Origin of the sequence: Plectonema radiosum NIES-515, from assembly GCF_025753815.1 — a bacterium.
Taxonomy (GTDB): Bacteria; Cyanobacteriota; Cyanobacteriia; order Cyanobacteriales; family Nostocaceae; genus Hassallia; species Hassallia radiosum_A.
On the sequence record NZ_JAOWRF010000151.1, the window covers coordinates 23,802 to 47,800 of the forward strand.

The following is a 23,999-nucleotide window of genomic DNA, read 5'->3' on the forward strand; positions in this document are numbered from 1 at the left end:
TTATAATTGATAATTAAGTTCTATGATGTCGTTATAACTGACAAAGTAAAAAGCAAGTCAAAAAAACTTATTTTTTTTGACTTTTATCTTGTTCATCTGGTGTCTATTGTTGGTTTAGTCGAATCGCTAATTCTGTAAATAACTGTGCCAAGGCAGAACGGTCAGTTTTGTCTTGACGAAGTTCTTGAGTATCCCGTTCTAAAGCCGCTAAGATTTCTTCATATTTTTGGCGAATATCATCGTGTAAATTTTTTGATTGGTTGAGAATCTGCTCTCGCATCTCCCGCTGATTATTAGTAGTTTTTTCATCAAATTGAGCAAGTTTGTTTTCTAAAGAGACAGTCATATTTTGATGTTGTTCGGCAAGTGTTTTCAATGCTTTACCGCGTTCTGCTTGCTCGTTATTTACCTGCTTGGCTAATGACTCAATCTCTGTTTTAAAATAGCTTTCTAAGGAATCTAAACGTTTTTTCGTCTCATCTCGTAAGTTGGTACACTCTTTAAGAAGACGTTCTTCTAAGCGGGCAAATTTTCTTTCGACATCCCGCATCTGATTACCGACAAGAATATCTCTAACTTTATCTAAGCTATTAATTTCGCTGAGATTATTAAATTGAGATTTGTTAATATCTGGGATTGACAACTTTTGCGTTGATTCGGAATTATTCTGAGCGATGTATTCTTCGTGGGGGTTCATACCTTTAAGCCTTTAATCTATTTTGAGTTTTGAATATATTTTTCTTTTAGAGTTTTAGCACACATCTAGCTAATATGTTTATAATCTTTACACTATGATTTACATATAATTTAGGACTTACAGACTGTACAAATTTATGATCTTGTGCATTCAGGAAAATACGTTGTTTCCGACTTTGATAAATAGCGTAGATATCGCCGAAAAAGTGTCGAAAAATCAAGGTTTAATGCCTGAAATCCATAGGACATCTTTGGTATTTTCTGTCAAGACATCAAGCATCATCGGAAAAAATAGGAGTTTCGGTTACATCGGTCTACAACGCACATTAAGGGCATCGAACCGAGTATCTTATAGAGACGATAAAACAGTTTTGCAAATAGGCTGTTTTATCGTTGCTATTAGACGTCTGGTAGAAATTAATTATGCGTTGCCCGAAACCCTTGATTAGACGATTCTGTGCTACGTCTCTACGTATGACTCTGGAGATGTCTATTATATTGGCAGTCAGAAGCACTCTAGGACTGATTATTTTTAATAAAGCGGCACTTTTCGATTATAAGCGTCTACAAAGCTTGCGTAGTCATACTCAACTTGAGTAGTATAGTTCACTGCGAAGTTGACAATCTCATCTTTGAATGCAGACTTATTGCTACTAACAACGTCGGTTACTTCTTTATCAACGCTATAGGGAACAATCGAAGCATTGTAGTCGTGATCAGAGATTGCATGGTTCTTGGCAACAATCTTACCTGCATACGCCATCGCATCCAGAAATTTTGACTTGGTGGTTAGCAACGTGTAGTCAAAGTCCTCCTGATAAGGAGATTTTTCATGCAGCATGAAGGAGATGCCACTAACCGTAGTGTAACCAATTAAAGGGTCAGTGTTGGAGAGCATCGCTTTGGTCGCCGTCGTCACCCTTGCCCCATGATGATTCCCATAGTGAAGACCAGGATGTGCGATACTCCCTAGGGGAGTCGCTTGCGCGATACTCCTTAGGGGAGTCGCTTGCGCGATCGCAACTGCGCTACTGGTTTCTTGCTTCATCTCTAAAATCTGATCGTCATCGCTTGCTGAACTTGAACCTTCAATCAGCAAATAATAGCGATACCTACCAAGACTACCAGTACCTGAACCTAATTTGAGGCGAATGTCCTTCAGAGTGTAGTAACTATTGCTATAGCGCTTACTGCTAGAAATTGAGGTGATATAACTGCTCATGGCAGTAGTAATGGCATTAGAGGTGCTGCTGGATACAGGCTGGAGTTTAGGGGTTGTCTGAAAAACTCGATTGCCACTAGTATTAATTTGCGTGTATTTTTTGAGAAAATTAGAGCGGCTTTTACCTGCTGTAGTTTGAATTAAATCCTTCACGATACCGCTTGTATTGCTAGATTCGAGACGGTAGGACAATTCATCGTTAGTCCCCTTAAAGTCGCTCATTTTGTTCAGGTAAGCATCCAGGAAATTCCGGACTATATCTTGGGAATCGCTGGAGTTTAAACCGTTTTGTTTAGCTGCCAGAAGAATTGAGACTGCCATCCGTCGCAAGTCCCAAACATAAGGACCGAGATAGCCTTCGTCAAAGTCGGTGGTATCAAAGACGTTGTTACCATTGCTATCCCTTATCCCCCCAAGATTTTGCATGTGCATATCTCCCTCTAACCAGATGGCTGATGTAAAGGAATTAACAAATCCAGAACTTGGTAAGGTCAAAGTATCGCGGTAGAAGATATGATTTGTCCCTCGATAAAAGGCAAAAGGACTAACCGTCATTTTTTGCATTTTCGTTGCTAGTTCCTGAGGCAACTGGCTGGCAAACAAATGGTTGTATTGGTAAATTTCATTCTCCACCCAACTCGAACGCTTGCTTGCGGCTTGAGCGCTGAATGTCAAAACCAAAGTCAAAGTGAAGATGGCTAGGATTACGGATATTTTTTTAAGCATGGCAGTCCCTTAGGCTGGAAATAAATTGAGGCGATCGCGACTATTGTGTAAAAACAATTGCCCGATCCTATTCTTGCTTTTACCACCTTAAGGAAGGGTTTAGAAAGTGACTTAAAGCAGAATGCAACAACTATTCATGACAAAGGAATATGAGAGGGTGCGATCGCACCTCAGCGGGTCTTTTCTTCAACTTAATTGCTATCCATATACAATACCTTCGCCAAATTTATGAACTGCTAGAACAAGGATCGGCAGGGTGGATGCGTCCTAGATTGGTAACTCTGTGGAAAATATTTGCGAGAAAAATTGGGTCTGGTTTTTCCGCTTATGAGTTTTATAGTTTCCTCAACATATTTATAACCTCGGAAATGCAGAGCCGCAAATCAACGACTATATTCAAAGGTTTCAAGATGATTTTGACCGCTTGCTGAAAGAACGCGAGACAAAGGAAGTTGAAGGCGATCGCATTCGTGAAATGCTTGAAATCCAAAAAGCACAATTACAGCAATTTTCGAGTAAATAGACCCTTATTGTAGAGACGTTACATGTAACGTCTCTACATAGGTTTTGGTTTTTGATGTGTGGTTCAAATAGATGAAAATTGCTGTAAATGAATACTTACATGAATTGACCACAATTAAAGCATCCTTGCATAGTTGGAAGCCAATGTAAACAATCAAGTAGCCGGCTACACAATTCCCCTAACCCAGACTAGCTGAAAACGCTTCCTCTTAGCCCACGCAGGTGGGCTTCGTTCGTATAGCCCCAGAATTCCATTCTGAGGGCTATATTATTGATTAAGACTATATAAATGTGATGGTGAAAGAAAATCAAAAATTAGAATTGCATTCATCCTTAAAAGTCATAGATTTATTTGCCGGATGTGGCGGTTTATCTCTAGGATTTCAAAATGCCGGATTTCAAATAGTTGCAGCCTTTGATAACTGGAAAACCGCTATCAAAGTTTATCAAAACAACTTTCATCACGATGTCATATTATGTGATATTGCCGCTTTAGATAATTTTGACATTATCAAAAATCTCAATCCCGATATAATTATTGGCGGTCCACCATGTCAAGATTTTTCTAGCGCTGGCAAACGCGATGAAAACTTAGGAAGAGGTGATTTAACTATTGTATTTGCGGAAATAGTCGCTAGTGTCAAACCCAAATGGTTTGTCATGGAAAATGTAGATAGGTTAGCGAAAAGCGCCAAGTATAAAATAGCTAGAGATATTTTTAAACAAGCTGGATACGGACTCACTGAGAAGAGATTAGATGCGAGTTTGTGTGGTGTACCACAGAAGCGGAAACGATTTTTTTGTCTAGGTGAATTTAACGGTGAAGATAAAATTTTAGAATCTTATTTAGAAGCTAATTTAGCAGCGCGATCGACCACAATTAGAGAATACTTAAGCGATTTAGACATTGAGTATTATTATCGACATCCGAGAAGCTATAAAAGAAGAGCAATATTTAGTATTGACGAACCAAGTCCGACAATTAGAGGTGTTAATAGACCGATTCCTAAAAATTATAAAATCCATCCTGGTGATGCTGCACCCCTAACGCCGCAATTACGACCTTTAACTACTATTGAACGCAGCTATATACAAACATTTCCACCTAATTTTATTTTTGAAAGTTGCAAAACTGACTTAGAACAAATGATCGGTAATGCAGTTCCCGTCAAATTAGCTGAGTATGTTGCTAAATGCCTTTATGAGTATATGCAGCAAAATGTCCTCGTTCATACGTAGTGAGCGGTTTACCGCTCAAATTAAGGGCTGAAGCCCTTACTACCTGAGACACAAAGCGATCGTCTCTTAATATCATGTCCGGTTAATTAATACTAATAAAAACATCGTAACCCTCGTAAAGACATTCCGCGCCCTACGTCTCTACAATATATGTAATAAGCCTGTCATGATATTAGCCCACGCAGGTAAGCTCGCGATCGCACAACGCCGCGAATGACCTTCGTAACCCTCGTAAAGACGTAGGGCGCGGAACGTCTCTACAATATATGTAATAAGCCTGTCATCATATTAGCCCACGCAGGTGGGCTTCGTTTGTGTAGCCGCGAATGACCTTCGTCAGGGCACTATATTACTACTCTGGTAAACTTGCAAACACTTGCTCAACTAACTCCTTAGTCTTCGCTTCCAAGGGCAGCCAATTTACATCACCCGTTTCATCAATCAAATCAGTGTCGATATTTACTGACTTATCACCTGTGCCGTAGTCAAGAAAACACACTTGATAACACAGTTCCCACAAATCAACCGTCACATGTTGATCTTGACGCTGCAAACATAGATGATATCCTGGATGGGGCGTTGGTAAATTGGCAAGAGACTGTCTGATTAAATCGCTTTGTTCCGGTGTTGCCCCTTCCATTTCTTGCAACAGCTGGGTAACGATCGCTTTAGTTTCGTCACTTGTCTCAGCAGCCCAAACCAATACATCCTTGTAAGTTCCCTTCCAAGCAGATTCATCCAGTTGCTTGCGAATGTTATCAACAACGCGAATGAAAGCAGGTTGCATCAGAAGTTCAGCCTGCTGCCACGTCTGTGAATTAGTTATTCTAGGTAGCATGGTAAATTCAAAGCAATATTGAAATAAAAATTAACAACGTTTTTGTGAAAAAATTGTGTTTTCTGCCTAAATCTTTTCTCAAGATAGCGGATTTCATCAAAGAAAACTTGGAGATATTTATTACCATCCGGAAAATGGGTGTTAAAACTGGGGAGGGAATATGATCGGCAAGCTGTTAGACCATCGTTATCAGGTAGTTAGAGTCCTTGCGACGGGGGGATTTGGGGAAACATACATTGCCCAAGATACTAGGCGTCCGGGCAACCCCATCTGCGTTGTCAAGCACCTCAAAGGGGCAAACTCAGATCCGAAAGTTTTTGAAACTGCCAAGCGCTTGTTTCAATCAGAAGCGGAAACTTTAGAAAAACTGGGGAATCATGACCAAATACCCAGACTATTAGCATACTTTGACGAAAATAAAGAATTTTATTTAGTCCAAGAATTTATTGAAGGACATACCCTCAGCGAAGAACTTGTACCGAGTCAGCGTTGGAGTGAAAGCGAAGTCATTCAGATGTTGCTAGAAGTTTTGAACATCTTAGAATTTGTCCACCGTGAAGGCGTAATTCACCGCGATATCAAGCCAGATAATATTATTCGTCGTACTTGTGATCATAAATTAGTTTTAGTAGACTTTGGAGCCGTTAAACAACTGCGATCGCCTAATCTCACTTTTGCTGGGCAAACCACCGCTACAGTAGCGATTGGCACTCCCGGTTATATGCCCACAGAACAAGGACAAGGCAAACCCCGTCCCAATAGTGATATCTACTCTTTAGGTATCATCGCAATTCAAGCCCTGACGGGAGTAGAGCCAATGGATTTTCAAGAAGACCCCGATACAGGTGAAATTATTTGGCAACACTTAGCACCTGTAAGTCCAGAATTGGTGGTAGTCTTAAGCAAGATGGTGCGCTATCACTTCAAAGACCGCTATAACAGCGTCATGCAAGCACTGCTATCATTGCAATTGCTTTCTTCTGTACCCGCAAAGCCTCAAGAATACGCGAAAACTGCTAGCAACTACCAAACAATCAAACCAACTTCTCAAATGTCTGGGCAGCAGACGATCGCCCTAGCACCAGCAAATCATACGGCAAAACCAGCCCGTAAAGATAACAGACCCGACTTATTGCCGCTAGTCATTGCCGCATTATTGGCAGGTGGTGCAGCTGCTGTTGCGACTAATCTAGTTGGAAGTGCGAAAAATCTCGGTTTGAATTTTGCTAGTAATGGTGCGGCTTCCGCAAATATCTGCGAGGCTGTTGTTACAGGTAATTCTAATATTCGTTCTGAGCCGAGTGCAATTAATTCTGATAATATTGTACAAACACTTAGCGAGAACACTAGTTTTGAGGTAACTGGCAAGCGGACAAAACTCGGTTGGGTGCAAGTTAAACTTGATTCTGGCAAGTCTGCTTGGGCAAACTCTCATGTAATAGCTAATTCAGAACAATGGGTATCTTGTTTGCGAGACAAAAGTATTGCTATTAAGACAGTAAATGATAGTGATTTAATTGCGGCTCGACCGATTCCCCAAATCATACCAAAACCAGTTGCTGCAACTTCATTGCCAAAGCAAGAATTACCAGAATTGCTAAAGTTAGAAAAACCAGATCCATTTCGTGCTGAACCATTCACTGCTGATGGAAAATTAGATAAATCAACTGCGAAAGAAAACAATTCTCAAGTTGTAGAACAAGCAAGAGAGAAGTATGATAATGGAGATTTAGGGGGAGCGATCGCACTACTCAAATCTCTGCCGGCAAATGCTTCTTCCACTTGGAACCAAACAGCAGAAACAGTCACCCAATGGCAGCAAGATTGGGCAAAAGCCGAAGCTTTATCTAATGAAATCAATCAAGCACTTGATAACGGTCAATGGGATAAAGTTTTAGCTTATAAAGACCATCCAGAAAAGTTGCCAAATATTCAATATTGGCGAGAAAAAATAGACCCATTATTTAAGCAAGCAGCCGATAATTTAGCAAAACAGGAATTGCCAAAAATAGGTAAACCCCATCCTCAAAATCATCGCATACATCAAGTAGAGACGTTCCAGAGGAACCTCTCTACTGAAGAATCGGACAATATAGATAGTGAAACTACAACGAAAAGAAGTGAAAATGCTTTTTAGGTTAATTGTTGGTAGTTAGTTGTTGGTAGTTAGTTGTTGGTAGTTAGTTGTTGGTAGTTAGTTGTTGGTAGTTAGTTGTTAAAAAGTGCTACTAACTCCTGTAAAAACGCGAAATTTCGCGTCTATACTCCTAACTCTTAAGCACTAACTCTTAACTCCTAACTCCTAACTCCTAACTCCTAACTCCTAACTCCTAACTCCAAACTCCAAACTCCTAACTCCTAACTCCAAACTCCTAACTCCTAACTCCTAACTCCTAACTCCTAACAAACAACAAATTTACTTTCTCGGTTGTGGAGAGGCAATTTTGCGTTCTAAATCAGCCTTATAAAAGTAAACTCTATCGCAATATTGGTTTGAGCGAGAGCAAACAGCCTCGATCGCAACGTTACTAACATTGCTCACATCAAGTGATAATGAAACTAGCTGTGTTGCAATTACAGTTCGGCTTTCAGCTTGTTGACCATCTAAGTAAACCTTAACTACCACATTTGGAGTTGTTGTATCATTGTCACGTATTCCAAATCCCAAATTGAGAGTTTGAAAAGCAGATTCTGGGCGATTATCTGGTTTAATTTTACAAGTTAACGAAGCCGAGCGGTTGCCTGCTCCTAAATAAAACTGACTTGTATAAACTGCTTTGCCGATAGAAACATCAAGATTTTGCTCACGGTAAGTGCCAAGTCCACTGCTAACACATTTAGCTCTCTGCATAGGAACGGGACGAGGCACTGCTTGGGCAATTTTTCCCTCCAAAATGAAGGTAGATAATAGCACTGCACTCGTGATAATTAAGCTAATAAACTTAGTTTTTTGCATTGGGAGTGGAAACTTTAATATTTAAGCTGATAAGTAAAAGCCTCAACAATAATACCTAATTTACTGTCAAATTTTTATTATACAGAGCCAACAGAAATTAGTTACCAGACATAAGCCAATATAGTTGGTGTTAAGAAATTAGTGGTAAAAAATGGTATGTAGAGACGTAGCATTGTATGGTATGTAGAGACGTAGCATTGTATGGTATGTAGAGACGTAGCATTGTATGGTATGTAGAGACGTAGCAATGCTACGTCTCTACGAGGATTTGGGGCTTAACACCAATATTGAGACATAAATCTGGTAACTAAAAAGAGAGTTTTAATCGATTCTGACGCGGAAGCGCAAGAAACCGAAGTTTCTATCAGGGGTGATAGTGCCCAAATTGACAATCACAGCACCCTTAGTATTTGTTTGACTCAGACATTGATTGGGCTGAGGTAACGGTTGTAAGGGAGTGAAAAATGCTCCTTGGTCGCTATCTTGAGCGTTAGTTAGTAAACTATTTGTACCAGTTCGATTGACGGAAATTTCCCCGGAACTATAACTTGTTTCCGGTGGAATTAAATCGCAGAAGCTGACATTTTGCAAGTCTTGATCACCTTCAGCAAGGTAATAAATTGTGTACTCCACTTCATCACCGCTTTGCAAAGCCGTTTCTATTTGGGTAACGCCAGCAGGTGGGCGTCCGGCTTGCTGTAAGATATTGTCGTTATTATCGTTGGAGTCATCGACAAAGGAGTTGAAGTTGGCAATGTTGACAGGCTGACCACTTCTAAACACGTTGGTAATTCGTTTTACCAAGCGCAGACCAGTATTTGCCGCACCGACAACACCACCACGGAAACCGAAGTCAATGTTCAGGTTATCTGGATTGGCTTCAGTTAGGTTAGCTGTCAAAGTTGTGTTAGTGGTTGGGTTTAAGCCACTGCCCGGTCTTGTGACCTCTACAGTGTAATTGCCTAGTGGCAAGCCGGTGAAAATGTAGTTACCGTTGTTATTAGTTGTAGTGGTAGCAACTATTTGATTGCTAGAGTTTCTGAGAGTCAGAATCGCATTGGGAATTCCGGTTTCGCCTGGGCTAGGAGTGCGATCGCCATTTCTATCATTAAAGACAAAATCACCAATTGAACCTCCAGGTGGACGCAGCAAGCCAAAATCAACGTTATTTAGCGTCTGACCTGATTGGAGATTTACATCTACTTGCGGACTACCAGTGGTAATTTGGGGAAAGTCGAAAGGCTGGGTAATTGTGACTCTGTAAGATCCGGGCGGCAAATTATTAAAGCCGTAATTACCGTTGCTATTGGTGGTAGTCGTTTGCGTAGTGTCGTCAGGAGTACCTAATTGACCGTCGGGTCCGGGAAGAGTCAAGGTGAGGGGGACATTAGGAACTCCGGGTTCGCCTTGATCTTGAATTCCGTTACCATTGCGATCGTTAAATACCGTATCACCAATTGAACCAGGATTATTACCGGTGAATCCTGTCATGTTAAAGCCAAAATCGGCGTTCAGGAAATTTTGATTAGCCGCGAGATTGACAATGATCGGATTTCGACCGGTGGTGAGAAAAGCGCGATCGTTCGGTGGATTACCTGGGGGAGTATCAGATTCTACTCTATAAATTCCTGGCGGTAAATTATTAAAGGTATAATTACCTCTGCCACCAATAACTATATTTGGGGTGTTATCGGTGAATTGTTCCGCGATTTGGTTGTCGTCGGGGGTGTTAATAATACCATCTGGTCCTGGACCAAACAATCTCACCCTAACTCCGCCAAGTCCCACATCATTAGAATCTTGAACACCGTTACCGTTGAGGTCTTGGAAAACCGTATCACCAATGGAACCTTGTGAGGTCGGACGGAAGCCAAAATCAACTGTATCGATATTCTGACCGCTGCCGACGTTGATCGGATTCGGCTGGGTTAAAGTCGGGGTGAAGCCTTGAGGGGGGTTGGTGACTGCAACTGTGTAACTACCAGGTGGCACGTTAACACTGTATTTGCCGTTAGCATCAGTGTTAGTGGTGGCAACTGTGTTACCGCTGCTATCTCTGACAACCACAGTCAGACCGCCGATTCCTGGTTCACCAGGTTCTTGAGTATTGTTGCCGTTAGTATCGCTGAATACAGTATCGCCAATTGTGCCGCGTGGCTGCTGAGTGAAGCCAAAATCAGCCGTATTCACATTTTGACCGGGTTGTAAGCTGATGGATGAGGGTACGAGAGTTGGGGTAAAGCCGGCTGGAGGGTTGGGAACAGATACAGTGTAATTACCTGGTGCGAGATTGGGGAAACTGTAATTACCGCTGCTGTTAGTAGTGGTGGTAGCAACAATGTTACCGCTACTATCTCTCAGGTTGATGGTAACGCCGCTAATTCCCGGTTCGCCTTCGTCTTGGACACCGTTGCCGTTGGTGTCATTGAAAACAATATCGCCAATGGAGGATACACCTGATGGTTGCTGGGTGAAACCAAAATCAACTGTCTCAATATTTTGATTGTTGGCGAGGGCGATCGCATTCGGTTGAGTTTGAGTTGGTGTTAAACCAGCCGGATTATTAACTGTGACTCTGTAATTACCCCCAGGCAACCCAGTAAAGCTGTATTTACCATTACTATCGGTAGTTGTAGTGCGGGTAATGTCGTCTGGCGTGTTAAATACACCATCAGGTCCTGCCCCTGCTAAATTGACAGGAACGCCGCTGATGCCGGTTTCCCCTGTGTCTTGAGTGTTATTCCCGTTGGTGTCATTATAAACAGTATCGCCAATGGAGCCTCGTTGCCCAGTGAAGCCAAAATCAAGTGTATCAATCGTTTGACCTGCACCCAAACCGACGGCATTTGGTTGAGTTTGAGTGGGTGTTAAACCAGCAGGATTATTAACTGTGACTCTGTAACTACCCGCAGGCAAACCGGGAAAGCTGTATTTACCATTACTATCAGTAGTAGTGGTGCGGGTAATGTCGTCTGGCGTGTTAAATACACCATCAGGTCCTGCCCCGGCTAAATTGACAGGAACGCCGCTGATGCCGGTTTCGCCTGTGTCTTGGGTGCTGTTGCCGTTGGTATCATTATAAACTGTATCGCCAAGCGAGCCTGTGCCAGGAATAGGCGTACAAATATTTAACCGGGCAAGACCGATAGTTTCATCCTGCCCAGGAGCACCGTATTCTGTTCCTGGCTGGTATAAAACTTGAATTTGGGTAATTGCCCCAGCTGGCGTAACTTGAATGTTGCCAGCGTTTTCAGTGGTTTGGGCATTCTCGTTTATACCTTCTGCCAGAACACTATTACCTTGATTAGTGACTCTAGTATTTGCACCTAATGCCGTGCCTGTCACACCAACTGGTGTAGTTCCATTAACTGCTCTGATTGTCACTCTATCTTGGAAGATTCTTCCTACGTCTCGCGTACCATTTCGGTCAATGTCTAAAAAAGTGAGGGGGGATGCTAGGGTGACTGGTTGTGCAAAAGTGATGGTGAGTGTGGCACTGGTTCCAACTTCTGCCGGATTATCATCTCGAGGTTGTCCAGGTAGCGAATTTCCTCCGATATTAAACCTGAGATTTGGTCCGGGAATACCACCGTATACTTCTGGCTCAATACGTGTTTCCCCTGCGTCGATGACTCCAGGGCTACTTTCAGTGAAGCGGAAGGTAGTACTAATGCCGGCAACGCTCAAATTCTGACTTAAAAAATCTTGCAGGTTGGTGGTAGGATTCCACTCTAAAGTTGTGGGTGATGTCCCAGCTGGACAACTTGTTTGTGCTTGTGCCAAAGCCTTCCCACCCGATGAAATGCTTTTTAGCAATGGATATTGTATGGGAACTTGCGGCACTGTAAACAGCAGTGTCAAAAGTGTCAGTTTTAAAGGTTGAAATATTTGAGAGTGGGTGATTGCTGGTAAACGCTTAAATAAAGGTTTCATAAAATAACTCGGTAAGTGGGAAACGAGTGCGGCTTTAGCCCTGACTAGGGAAACGAAGGAGTGCGGTTTTAACCGCAAGCGAGAAAATGTTTGCCAAGAGTGCGAGAGTTCGCTATAGTAGCGATAGTTACAGCGAAAGTACCATGTATCTGACTAAAAAAAAATCAAATACGGGGACTTAAAGCCAGTAAGTTTGAAGCCTTGAAAAAGCTGTGCAGACTGAGCAAAAACCTTTGCAACCTAGGGTATACAGTAAGGTAGGCTGCTGATTAATCCCAACGTCAAAGTTAGGGACTACCTGAGCAAAGCCGCTCGATAGATTATCAACCATTGCATGAAGCCGGGAATTGATCAGCTGGTAGTAGGCTTTAATGTTGGCATGAAGCCGGAAATCAATATTGGCTCTGGTAACAATTAAAACTTTGTCCAAATTCCCCACAGGAGCTTTAGGTTTCAACTCAAAGCTCTCTGTGAACTGTATGGGATTAAGTACGTTGAGCAAAAAGAATTTTACACCAGTAAGGCTAGTTTTCTTGATGGTGATACTATCCCTGTCTTTAATGCCGATAATCTTCAAGAACATCACTTCTGTGGAAAACGGGTTAAGCGTGGTTTGTATCCTACTCAACATGGTTTCTTAGTTAATGCAGATTGCAATGGTGCAGCAAACATTCTTCGTAAAAGTAACCAGAGAGTCTTAGGAGGACTCGCTAGTGGGCTTTTGGCTAACCTTTAAGAGTGAAAATCTCTTGACACTCTCAGTGTCAAGAGACCTGAGAGGGTCAAGTCAAGTCTGACAGAAAAATTTCCCCCCCCCAGACTTGACGCACGATCGCTTTATTGATGATTTAATTTCATACTTCATACTTCATGCTTTTGCGTTACCTTCTACCTCTAGATGGTTCGATTTGTAAGTCTTGTTCTTGTCCTTCAATAATGATGTCGATCCCTCTAATGTCTCTGAAAATAATTTCCGCACGGCGATCGCGTGCATAATCCACCCGACCACTACCATCACTTACACGCTGGCTTTCACCCTGAGAACGAATGGTCATGCGTTCTGGAGCGATACCTTGCTGCAATAAGTAATTTCTCGTAGCTAATGCCCGTCGTCTACCCAATGCTTGGTTATAGGCGTCACTAGCACGGGGGTCGGTGTGACCAATTATTTCAATCACAATCACCGGATATTGCTTCAACACCTGCGTTACCCGATCCAAAACCAGCGCACTCGCTGGACTAATAAAGGATTTATCTAAGGCAAAGTGAACGTTGCGCGGTACACGTATCCGTAACGGTTCTGGTGGTGTTTCTGGTGGTGGTGCTGGGGGTTCTGGTGGTGGGGGTGGCGTCGGTCTTGATGTACACTGGGGTGGCTGCACCGGCGTTGGTTGAGAAGATGGTGTCAGGTTGGTTGGTGTCCCAGGAGTGCCAATTACGGCAGCGATCGCAGGTTCCGATGTCCCATATTTCGGATCGGTGGCGATCGCACTCACCATTTCTCCGGCTTGCAAGTTTGTCGCCGTCACACTAAAATTGCCTTTGTTGTCTACAGGCACCGTCGCCAACACCTGACTCAACGCTCCATAACCTGGTTCATAAAGCGCTTTTTTTCCTCTTTGATAATCTCCTAAACGATATATTGTTACTTGTGAACCTGGGTCAGCTTTCCCTTGCAAAGTCACACCGTTACCACTCGGTAAAAATGCCCTTGCGGTAAATTCTGGTGCATTAATCGCTCCATTTCCTGTATCGCGGCGTCGATTGCCTGAATCGCGCTTGGGGTTGGGACCATCTCCCCGTTGAAAGTCGCTGACATCAAGATTTCTTCTTGTGTTGAGGTCAATACTCAAACCTTCCAGAGCCGTAAATAAGTTATCTTGGATGATATTCCGTTCAGTATCAGGAAACGCTGACACCACTACCCCAGGGCCTGTTTGATGGTCAATCTCGTTACCAATTATTTGATGATTGCTTCCCATCACATAAACCGCTGCCCGTCGCAATCGTCTACCGTTATAAGTGATTTTGTTATTTTGTAATAACACATCACCTTCTGGTTTAAATAAATACACCCCTGCCCCATCGTTGGCACAAATCAAGTTACCTATAATCTGCGACTTTGTAACCACACCCTCAAACCGCAAGGCATCGGGCATACCGTCGATGCCATTCCCCACGATGATGTTTTGTTCAACTACCGTATTTTCACCACGAACTGAGGTAATAATGGCGCTCCCATCATGATAGTAAATTCGGTTTTTGCGAATTGTCGCTCCTTGGGAATTAAAAACATAAACCCCAAAAGCGGATGTAATTGGTGGCATCTTTTCATCAGTTGTCAGTCCCAACCAGTTGTTTTCAATGACAACATTCTTGGGTGGGACATCTCGGTCATAAAAAGGAAAACTACTATTAGGTGGTTGCTGTCGTTTGGTATTGGGAGGTGGAAAGCGATGGGAAATAACAATATCCCCCGGTGGTGTCGTCAGCGTCACCGGCTTGGGAATCCCATCATAAATTAATAAGTTGCCTAACTGCTGCTTAACCGGACTAGCATTAAAACCATAAATACTTAAGCCGCGAATTGTTATACCATCGGCAACAATAGTCAAGCCGCGAAATATTTCTTTATCTGTCGCTGGAGTTATTGTCACTACCGGCACCGGAATGGCAATTTCTGCTGTGGCTGAAGTCGCAGCATCATATCCCGGTTGCGTCGCACCATCAATTATCAATCCCGGACTTGACAAATCGGGTAATTGTTGCTGCAATTGAATCGTTGTTGCGCCATTGGGCAAATTAAACTCAATGCGCGAAGTGCCGCTAGTTTCTGGTTGAACTAAAGCTTTTTCGCTACTGCTGAGTTGTTCGACTGATAGCGTACCATTAACTAGAGCGATCGCTTCTCGCAATGTCAATTGTTGATCAGCCTGAATATTCCCATCAGAGTTACTATTCACCACCACCCGCAAAGAGGAAGGTGGAGTTGCTGTTTGACTCAATGCAACCCCTGAAGTTAAAAGACAATAGCTAAAAGATAAAACAGAAAGAATTGTTAATTGATGATTATTGATTCGGGGTTGGGAGAATTTTTGACTCACAACTAAAGCCATACGACTAATCAGCAACAATAAACGAAATTTCATAACAGACATTACTCACTCCTGTACACCTCGCAAATGGAAACTGGGGACTGGAAGGGGACAAGGAAAAGTTTCTCCCTTGTCTTCCCCATCTACTTTATCTGCCTCTAATCCAAGCGTCCCTAATCCAAGCGTCCCTTGAGACGGCTAACCAGCTTACTTTCGGGTGATTTTTGCGCTTGAGTCTGCCTCAGACGGTTAATCAACTTGCTTTGAGAATTATTATTTTTGCTAGCCGTAGGTCCGACTTCCGACTCTTGTTGCTGTTTGGGTACGGGTTTTTGCAATCCAAAACCGCCCAAAAGTTCATTCAACTTCAAGCTGATATTGACATAAATACCGCCCTGAGACCTATAGCCGGTGAAGTCCCGGTCATCGATGCTACCAAAGCTGTAGCCCAGACCCACCCGCAAGTCAGGTGTTAAATAATACCCAGTTTCCACAGCTACGCCAAATTCATCGTAATCAGTGCCGCTATTGGAGTTTTGCCCAATCCAGCGTCCTTCTACTGCCAAATCAGTGCGATAACCGAGTCTGTAACTTGCCCGCATCTGCGCCAAGTTAACTGTACCGTCGTATCTATCCCCATTTAAGTAAGTGACACCATTACGTAGAGCGAATTTGCCATAAAACTCCCAGCGCCAGTTTGGGGCATAAATAGCTTCAGCAGAGAAGATATGCCCTGTGGCGGTGGTGCCGGTCAATTGCGCTTCCGGAATTGAGTCAAAGTTTTGCCGCCACTCATATTTGAGCAAGGCGTTGAATTTATCGTTGCTGGGGTCGCGGTAAGCTATACCAAATCTCAAGTTCGCCGTGTCGCCAAGTTCTTGAAATCTGACTCCATTGCTGACAATACCAGCATTTGAAGGCAGAAAGACGTTTGCCTCACCTGCTTGTTGAAAGCGAACCAGTGCAGTTAAAGCGGGTGTAAGTTTGCCAGAAGCAGCGGCGGAAATAACTAGATTGTTGCCTTCGTCGCCATCACGATATTCAAATCTAGTGCTTGCTTTTAAATCAGGATTATCAGTATATTCAAATCCTAAACTATACACTGACCCAGCGAACAGTCCCAGTGAAGAAGCAGTTTGACCAACAGCGTAATACTGTTCGTTGCGGTTTCCGGCAGCGGTGGCGTTAAAGACATTTCTAAATATGTACTGGTATCCAACATTCACCTTTAATCCGGGGGCAACCCGAAAGCCCTGATCTAATCCTACGGCTCCCTGACCTTGGAAGCCATTAAAACCAGATAGTACCGAATAGCGACCTGTAATTGCCGTATCTTCTGCTAACTTGCGATCAAAAATCGTATCCAACGTGGTGAAGGAGTTACCACGAAGTAACTCGCTATCATCATAGAATTGGTGAGCAAGTCGCACTGTCACGCCTTGTAAAGCCTTCCAATCAAAGCCTAAGGTAGTGCGGTTGGGATAAAGTGGGTCAGAGCCATTTATATTCAGTTCATTTTGCGCCTGAAAGGTCAATGATTGAGTTAGAGGTAATTTTAGGCGAGATACTAACTGATTCGCATTGCCACTAAAGCGATTGCTCACCCTATCTTCACGCGATCGGTTCACATACTCTACACTCAGATCCGCCGTTCCCAATCTTTGCAAAATGCCGGCGCGGAAGGTTCTCAACTCATTACTAACTCTGTCCCCAGAACGGGTTTGTGGCTGCGGATCGAATAAGTCAAAAAAGTCTACAATCCTGCCAGCAGACCTACCATAGTTTTCTTCAAAGTCGTAACCAACAGTAAAGCTGGTGGTATCAGTCACCCTTGCCAACAACGACCCACCATAACGTGTTTGTCCTGGTGAAAAACTAAAGGTAGCGTTGTTTGCGAAGTTTGGGTCAACTCCTCGATAATAAGCACTCGCGCTGATTCTCTGGGCAATATTACCAAATGCTTCTAAGCGATAAGCATTACCTGTGGCTTCTTGCCCGGTAAGCAAATCGTTGTTAGAACGGGCAAATTCCCCAACAATCCTACCTGAATTCCCCAAGGAAACTAAGAAATCTGCTCCATACAACTGAAAATTTTGGGCGCCTTGGTCTTCTCTTAAATAAGAACCAGCAATGTAAGTCTTGCTTTCCAAATCATTAGAGAGATTATATTGCAGTCGTCCCCCGTAAAGCTTGGAATCTTGACCGCCATCATTTTGGTAGGTGACGACGACTCGTCTAACCAAAGTTGCCCCAAAGGGATTCAGGTCTGTTGAGAGGATGGGACGGCGAAACAAAAGTGTTCCGCGATCGTACTCTATTTCATAATCTTGTCCGCGATACAACTGTTGGCGCTGAACTACTGTACCTGGGCGATTAATTTCCTCTGCTTCTACATAAACAATTTCACTTCCCGGAACAATCAACCGTTTGGAGAGGAAATAATTTCCACTAGTTCCGTTGGGGACGAAGGTATCGCGCTGGAAACCCTCAATGTTATTGGCATACAAACCAGTTACTTGTAAGTTGCCAAAGTTGTAGTTAGCCTTAAAGCCGTGTAATTGGCGCGAGGTTGCCGTATACAACTGCGAGGAGCGGTTGAATTCCTGGGTGTTGTAGTCCCCCCACATGAAGTAGTCTGGCTCTGCCCCAGGCACTGAAGAACTGCGCTCAAAGCGGGCGTAGAAGCTATCTATGGAGGGGGCAGTGGAGGTGAAAGTGGAACTATCACCGTAGACGGGATATTGTTGTTCGCAAAATTGAATTCCACCAAAGAGGCGATTTCTGCCTTCGCAATCTTGATTGAGCGGACGTTGACTGTTATACGCGCCGGTAAATAACCAATCTCCCACTTTACCTGTGGCAAACACCGCACTATAGAAATCAACTTGAGTGCCGCCAGTCCGACCTGGTGCGAGAAAATCGCTATAACTACCGAAATAATCAGTTCCCCGCTGTCCAATCCGCAAATTGATTACCCCTGTCACCAACGATGGGCGCAGATAAGTTGTGAATTCAATTTGGGTATAAGCTTCTAATGGCTGGCTGCCAATTAGTTCAAATAAAGAGCTATCGTTTTGTTGGGGAAATGGTTGGCTTTCGCCGGTTGTATTGGTTTCACCTGTATACGGGATTGATGGTTGCCCGATCGCTTGGGGTGGTAGCTGTCTAAAACGATTTCGGGTCTTAATTTTATCTACCCCTGCCCGTATCCGGACTTGTTGGGGTTTGATATCTGATTGCAAAGTGGCGACGAATTCACCACCGATCGCCCGAACTTGAAATCCTGGTTGGTCTTTGTCTTGGTCTGCCCCAACAAATTTACCTGCCGTGGTGGTCAATGTCACCATCACGTCTTTGGTGATGAGTTGACCTTTATCGTCGGTAATTTGCCCAGAAAATTTGATGGTAGAGCGTCCATCAGCTTGAACTCGCGGATCGCCTACAGGTGTAATTTCAATCTGTGCTTTGCGATCACCAATAGTCTGCGGTGTACTGCTCGGTAAGACTTCCTGAGTCGTTGGGGGTGCTTCTAGCGGTGTTTGTTGCGACGGTGGAGGAACTGTCTGTTGAATTGGGGAAGCCGGATTTTGTTGAAACTGAGTTGCCGGATCTTGAGGAAATCCGCCTGGTTCTGGGGAAAGTTGAGAAATTTGCGAGATTAGGGATGGGAGGAGTCGAGGAGTCGGTCCAAGGAGGAGTAGAGGAGTCTGTGAAGATGACCCAGATGAAGAAGTAAATTCTCCCTTGTCTCCCTTGTCTCCCTTGTCTCCCTTGTCTCCCTTATCTCCCTTGTCTCCCTTGTCTCCCTTGTCTCCCTTGTCTCCCTTGTCTTCCTTGTCTTCCTTGTCTTCCTTGTCTTCCTTGTCTTCCTTGTCTCCCTTGTCTCCCTTGTCTCCCTTGTCTCCCTTGTCTCCCTTGTCTCCCTTGTCTTCCTTGTCTCCCAAGGAGTCCTCTTGTCCTCCTGTTTCCTCGACTGCGGTCGAGGTTTCGGCAGATGTCCCAATACGCAAAGATTCGCCTAAGTTAGTGGAAGCATAAGCACTGCTGGAGAAAAATGGTGCGGCGATCGCTAAAAATACAGGCAAGATTAGGGACTGGGGTAAGGCAAGATTTACATGAGGATTCAGACCCCAACCAAATCTTAAAAGAATTTCTTTCCCAGTCCCCAGTAAAGAGTCCCTAGTGCACAGTTGTCCTATATTCCGCCTCATACCCAAATCTTTGGCAAAATTTACACAATTTTTTCTAGTTTTTCTAGTTTTCATCGCTTACCTCCTGAAAAGGCAGGCGTAACCCCAAAATTGATTCGTGCCAAACTACCTGGTGCTAATTTCACCATGCGTGACTGGCTATTTTTTTCAATAAAGTAGGCGTTAGGTGCTAGAGCATAACCTGGTAAGCTACTCAAGTCCAGTGTTGCCGAACGATAACCGGATATAACACCTGGCAAGGAAAAGAGTCCTTTGGCATCGGCGACGATGCGATTGCCGTCGTCCATGTAAATCACGGCGTTCGGTACTCCTGGTTCGTTCGGTTGCTGTTCGCCGTCAAAGTTTTTATCGACAAACACGCGACCAATTAAGGTGCCACAATCGGAGAGAATACCCGGTCGAATCCGTATCCGATAGCTGGTTTGGTTGCTTGTCAAATTTCCGGCTCTGGCTTGTGCTAAGTTTCTACCATCTCCTCGAACTGCATCTGGTGTTACTTCAGCCGCATATACTACAACTAAGGTTTCGTTTGGTTGCAGTCCCTCACTCGCATTAATTGTCACTGTCCGATTTGAACCACGGTCAACGGTTAAGGTGACTTGCCGATCGCCGATAGAACCTTTCAACGATCTGTTGATCAATCGCACTCCTAAGGGGAGTCTGTCCGTAACCGATACCTGTCTTGTTGCTGCCCTACCAGCATTTCTAATGGCAAGGCGGTAAACTAGTGTTTCGCCCGGTTCGGCTGCTGCTCTGTCACCTGTTTTGATAATCTCCAAAGCTGCTTGTCCGGCACTTAAAGTTACCTCGTTTGAGCGAACTTGTGGAAGATTGTCTGCGCCAGCACCTGCGGTATTCCTGATTACTCCTGTTTGGGCAATAACAGGTATAATTCCGTAAGTAAATATACTCAATGTAGAAAACGTAAAAAAGAGGCTTTTATGCCTCAACCATGAATTTATAGATGTCATTGTAAGGCATCAAGCAATAGCGGAGGATTGTTATGGAGTTAGGTTTTTGTAGAAAAATCTAACTCTTTTCTGGACTTTTCAAATTTTTTTAGACGCAAGCATCGTATCACTAAATCTTTATCAACGGTCTTTTTACTTTGATACATTGCAGTTTTTTCACAATTCCTTTTACACAATCTTTAAATTAGCTTTTTTTGTTATGAGAGCATATTCTGAAAAATGTGTCAATCTCACAAACACATAATGAATGATTTGACATGCGATCGCCGTTTCTATTTTCAGATTTAACTATTAAATAACTGCGATTATTGCTGCGATGATATTAGCAATACTGATACTTGTGAAACTGAAATCACAAAAGTATTACCCAAATTTCAGTGCAACGCATGAAAAATACCATCCATAACTGTATTTGCAATATCAATTGGCAAAAACAGCCGTATCGTCTCCGCTTGCTCTTTTTTCCTTGATCTTGCGGGGCAATGTTGTCGATTTAGTGGAATTCAATTCAGTCTTCAGGAAGCAAAATATTGTAAAATTTCCTCCTTTTGGTAGGTTATATATCTTTTTCGCCGAAATTCACTGCAATAGCAAGCACCCAGAAAACTTGCCGTTTACTAACTGCTTGTATTTACTGCACCCTAATACAATTACGCTTTGCTAACTACTCCTAAAAAAACATTTCTATTTTTTTGTGATTAGAGCATGTTATCAAAGCTGTGTCAATTTTAAAAACAAAATTTGTTACTTTTACAGTAACTGCCAAGCTAAATATATCTACTTCAAATTCAAAACAGAATAAAAAGTATTGGCAATTGCTGCCAATAGGTAAACACAACTGATGATTCTGTGATTCTACCAGGTTGTTGCCAATAAATTCACATTTCTGGATAATCTGGTTAGTTTATTGAACGCACGTATGATGCTCTCAATGCAGCAATTGCATGAAAATCAAGCTGCAAAATATAAACCGTCGGGAAGTGCTGTATCATTAAACTGCTCAAAATCTGTCTCAATTTATTTTCCCTTCACCTGAAGATGAAGCAAAGTGAGCAAATTCGCTAAATAGATACTAAGTAATGGCAAGTTGCAATAGCAACTTAATTTCCGCGAAAGTAGGGACGTTTGCCCTGGGGGGATGGGGAGAAAGAAGAATTGTTCCCCTTGTTCCCTTGTCTCCCTGTCTCCTTTGACCTGAACTACCCGATCAATATCTTGTAATGAATAATCTACTAGCCAATATACGAAAGCTGCCGAATCACTATTTTTTGCTAATACTTAAGTGATAATACCCACAAATCATCTTTAATTCATCAGGGATGAAAAATTTATTCAGTACTTTTTATTAGGAGTTTTGTACGTATCAGTATATTTTTTGAGAGAATAATAAAGCTGATAAAAGATGATACTAATCAGTTAGTCTCTGGCAATTCTCAAAGACCATCGGGCTTTTGTCTTGGTTTGTATGGTTGCAATGATGAATCATACACTGCAAGGATTAGATTCATAACGCATTTATCTTACTAGTAGTTTAATATTTGAAGTAATTTTATTGACATAATTAGGAAACTGATGAAAAAGAGGGGAAAAGGGAAACCCCATAAATAAGTTTAGGGGTTTCAATTGTGGACGCTAATTTTTTACTTCTCCATACATGAAGAAGGGAAAAGGGACGGAGTTATTTTCAACTTAGTAAAAATACTTAAAATTGCTTGTTCCCCTTTCCCTTTTCTCCTCTGAAAAAAGCCCTTTCCCCCTCCTCGGTAAAGTGCGATCGCCTGATTAATATTTTGCAACAATCGCTTTGCCCAGTAATCAATAACTATATAAACTTTCTATGGCTCATCATTTTATCATAGGAAAATTTTACCCAATTAAAGTTAAGCTTAAATAACTAATAGACAAAAGTTCCAGGCGAGAATTGATTGGTTTTACCCAAGATAACTCTCACCCTAGCTCCTTGAAAGCGATGTTACCATAGGGTATTGCTTTGTGCTTACCACTACTTCAATTTCAATGCATTTCGTCGTATTCTGTGGCTTCAACTCGTCGGGTTTCTACACGATGGGGAAGAAACTCAGCCCGTCGTACAGGAGCCAGTGGCGGTGTTGGACCATTATAAGGATGAATTACTTGTACAGTCCGGCTAGAACGCTGCTGTGGTGAGAACAAAGCCAACACACCAGCTACAACAACACCACCACCAATCGTTAGAGTCATACCTGCCACTGCCCAAACTATGGGTGAAGACGACCAAGGAGTTTCAGTCTGCTGCTTCAATGCTGCTTGTTGAGCGGCTTGGTTATTGACGCTTAATTGAGCTTGGTTTTTATAATTTTCGAGTTGATATTGAAGTTGGGGAATTTGCTGTTTGAGCTGGTCGTTTTCTCGCTGTAGCACGTCAAATTGACTTTTTTGCCGTTCCATTTGCATTCTGAACTCTTCGGTCCCGGTGGGATTGATCGGCGCAGGATTCGGGTATGGTTGCCCATAAGGAGGATATTGTCCTGGCTGCATCATTTGCGGTGCGACTAGAGTAGCTGGGATTTGCGGGGCAACAGCAATATTAGGTTGTAGATTTGGAGTACCTGTCCCTTTGAGCAATACGAGCGCTGCTAGACCAGCTACAGCAACTCCACCGATAAACGCCATACTTTCACTCATCGCCTCTCCCCCTCAACTGCGACGTAATTATAACCATTTGTGACTGACTCACTCTCACACTCATTATTTATAACCTCTTCAAGTTTACATAATACTCAAACCATAAGCGGATGTATCAGCTATTTTTTTTACAGCTTGATATATGCTGTTAACATTCAAGAACATATCGGTTAAATTGTCTACTAAGTCTGGGCAAAAAAACTTTGCACTTTAACTTTTTTAACGATTTTAGCAAACAGGAGTATTTGTGCTGCTAATTGTTAGAAGTCTGGATGCTTTGCTTGAGGGTTTGACAAAACGAGCGCGATCGCCTTTAATCTCTGTTTTGAGTTGCCTTCTGCCAAACGTTTGACAAAAGCGCTACCAACAATGGCTGCACCCTAGCCCGAAAGAGCGCACAGCCTTTGAGCTTCTTCGGGCTGGTGGGAAATGCCAAAGCCAACACCGAGCTTGCTCCCGTCAGTAACACCGCGAATTTGTTTAAGTAAATCTGACACTCTTGATTGAAGAGCGCGATCGCACTTAACCGTAACGCCGGTGACGCGCTCCCAAATAAATAAATCCTTGAGAAGAACGAGCGATCGCGCAATTTTCTTTGGGTTGAACTTGTGGGAGCAACCAATAAGGTAACATCAATTCCCATCGCCGAAGCTGGGGGCACTTTGCCTCCTCGTCTCCCTTGTCTCCCTTGTCTCCCTTGTCTCCCTTGTCTCCCTTGTCTCCCTCGTCTCCCTTGTCTCCCTCGTCTCCCTTGTCTCCCTTGTCTCCCTTGTCTCCCTTGTCTCCCTTGTCTCCCTTGTCTCCCTTGTCTCCCTTGTCCCCCTTGTCTCCCTTGTCTCCCTTGTCTCCCTTGTCCCCCTTTTCCCTGTTTCTTATGCACCTCTCCGTGCCCACGTAACGCTAGGTTACCCCGATCTCCGTATTAT

Annotated in this window: 14 protein-coding genes; 4 read left to right on the plus strand and 10 right to left on the minus strand. The window is 43.1% G+C overall.

From position 1 onward, the window contains the following. Positions 1–103: 103 nt before the first annotated feature. Positions 104–697, minus strand: coding sequence for a hypothetical protein (locus OGM63_RS09900; protein WP_263745345.1), 594 nt, complete (start codon positions 695–697; stop codon positions 104–106). A gap of 136 nt (positions 698–833) precedes the next feature. Here OGM63_RS09900 and OGM63_RS09905 point away from each other — a divergent pair, with 136 nt between their 5' ends. After that, positions 834–1,145 carry a hypothetical protein gene (locus OGM63_RS09905; protein WP_263745346.1) on the plus strand — a complete coding sequence of 104 codons (312 nt, stop codon included), beginning with the start codon at positions 834–836 and terminating at the stop codon, positions 1,143–1,145. Positions 1,146–1,228: 83 nt separating this feature from the next. Here the strand turns inward: OGM63_RS09905 and OGM63_RS09910 are convergent, their stop codons facing one another. Beyond that, positions 1,229–2,644, minus strand: a complete 1,416-nt coding sequence (locus OGM63_RS09910) for a DUF2252 domain-containing protein (protein WP_263745347.1) — start codon at positions 2,642–2,644, stop codon at positions 1,229–1,231. Between the two features lie 816 nt (positions 2,645–3,460). On the opposite strand from OGM63_RS09910, the gene OGM63_RS09915 reads away from it, so the two are divergent. Continuing rightward, positions 3,461–4,405: a DNA cytosine methyltransferase gene (locus OGM63_RS09915; protein WP_263745348.1), complete on the plus strand. Its 945-nt coding sequence runs from the start codon at positions 3,461–3,463 to the stop codon at positions 4,403–4,405. A 352-nt stretch (positions 4,406–4,757) separates the two neighbouring features. Here the strand turns inward: OGM63_RS09915 and OGM63_RS09920 are convergent, their stop codons facing one another. Next, positions 4,758–5,243 (minus strand): hypothetical protein, encoded by a 486-nt coding sequence (locus OGM63_RS09920; RefSeq protein WP_263745349.1) that lies wholly within the window; start codon positions 5,241–5,243, stop codon positions 4,758–4,760. 160 nt (positions 5,244–5,403) lie between these two features. On the opposite strand from OGM63_RS09920, the gene OGM63_RS09925 reads away from it, so the two are divergent. After that, positions 5,404–7,380, plus strand: a complete 1,977-nt coding sequence (locus OGM63_RS09925; protein ID WP_263745350.1) for a serine/threonine protein kinase — start codon at positions 5,404–5,406, stop codon at positions 7,378–7,380. A gap of 279 nt (positions 7,381–7,659) precedes the next feature. Here OGM63_RS09925 and OGM63_RS09930 read toward each other — a convergent pair whose 3' ends face one another. Continuing rightward, entirely contained in the window at positions 7,660–8,199 is a 540-nt protein-coding gene (locus OGM63_RS09930) for a hypothetical protein (RefSeq protein ID WP_263745351.1), read from the minus strand. Positions 8,200–8,520: 321 nt separating this feature from the next. After that, complete coding sequence (locus OGM63_RS09935; protein WP_263745352.1) at positions 8,521–12,132, minus strand: SdrD B-like domain-containing protein; 3,612 nt, start codon at positions 12,130–12,132, stop codon at positions 8,521–8,523. A 484-nt stretch (positions 12,133–12,616) separates the two neighbouring features. Between OGM63_RS09935 and OGM63_RS29795 the strand changes: the two genes are divergently transcribed. After that, complete coding sequence (locus OGM63_RS29795) at positions 12,617–12,868, plus strand: hypothetical protein (RefSeq protein ID WP_375340474.1); 252 nt, start codon at positions 12,617–12,619, stop codon at positions 12,866–12,868. Between the two features lie 145 nt (positions 12,869–13,013). Here OGM63_RS29795 and OGM63_RS09945 read toward each other — a convergent pair whose 3' ends face one another. The 5 genes from OGM63_RS09945 to OGM63_RS09965 form a co-directional block, all read right to left on the minus strand. Continuing rightward, a complete protein-coding gene (locus OGM63_RS09945; RefSeq protein ID WP_263745354.1) occupies positions 13,014–15,281 on the minus strand; it encodes an OmpA family protein in 2,268 nt (755 codons plus the stop codon). A gap of 119 nt (positions 15,282–15,400) precedes the next feature. Further along, positions 15,401–19,492 carry a hypothetical protein gene (locus OGM63_RS09950; protein WP_263745355.1) on the minus strand — a complete coding sequence of 1,364 codons (4,092 nt, stop codon included), beginning with the start codon at positions 19,490–19,492 and terminating at the stop codon, positions 15,401–15,403. Next, a complete protein-coding gene (locus OGM63_RS09955) occupies positions 19,489–20,352 on the minus strand; it encodes a DUF11 domain-containing protein (RefSeq protein WP_263745356.1) in 864 nt (287 codons plus the stop codon). The genes OGM63_RS09950 and OGM63_RS09955 overlap by 4 nt, the downstream gene beginning before the upstream one ends. 2,070 nt (positions 20,353–22,422) lie before the next feature. Next, on the minus strand, positions 22,423–23,073 hold the full coding sequence (locus tag OGM63_RS09960; protein ID WP_263745358.1) for a DivIVA domain-containing protein: 651 nt from the start codon (positions 23,071–23,073) through the stop codon (positions 22,423–22,425). A gap of 313 nt (positions 23,074–23,386) precedes the next feature. Beyond that, on the minus strand, positions 23,387–23,953 hold the full coding sequence (locus OGM63_RS09965; protein ID WP_263745359.1) for a hypothetical protein: 567 nt from the start codon (positions 23,951–23,953) through the stop codon (positions 23,387–23,389). Between the last annotated feature and the right edge of the window lie 46 nt (positions 23,954–23,999).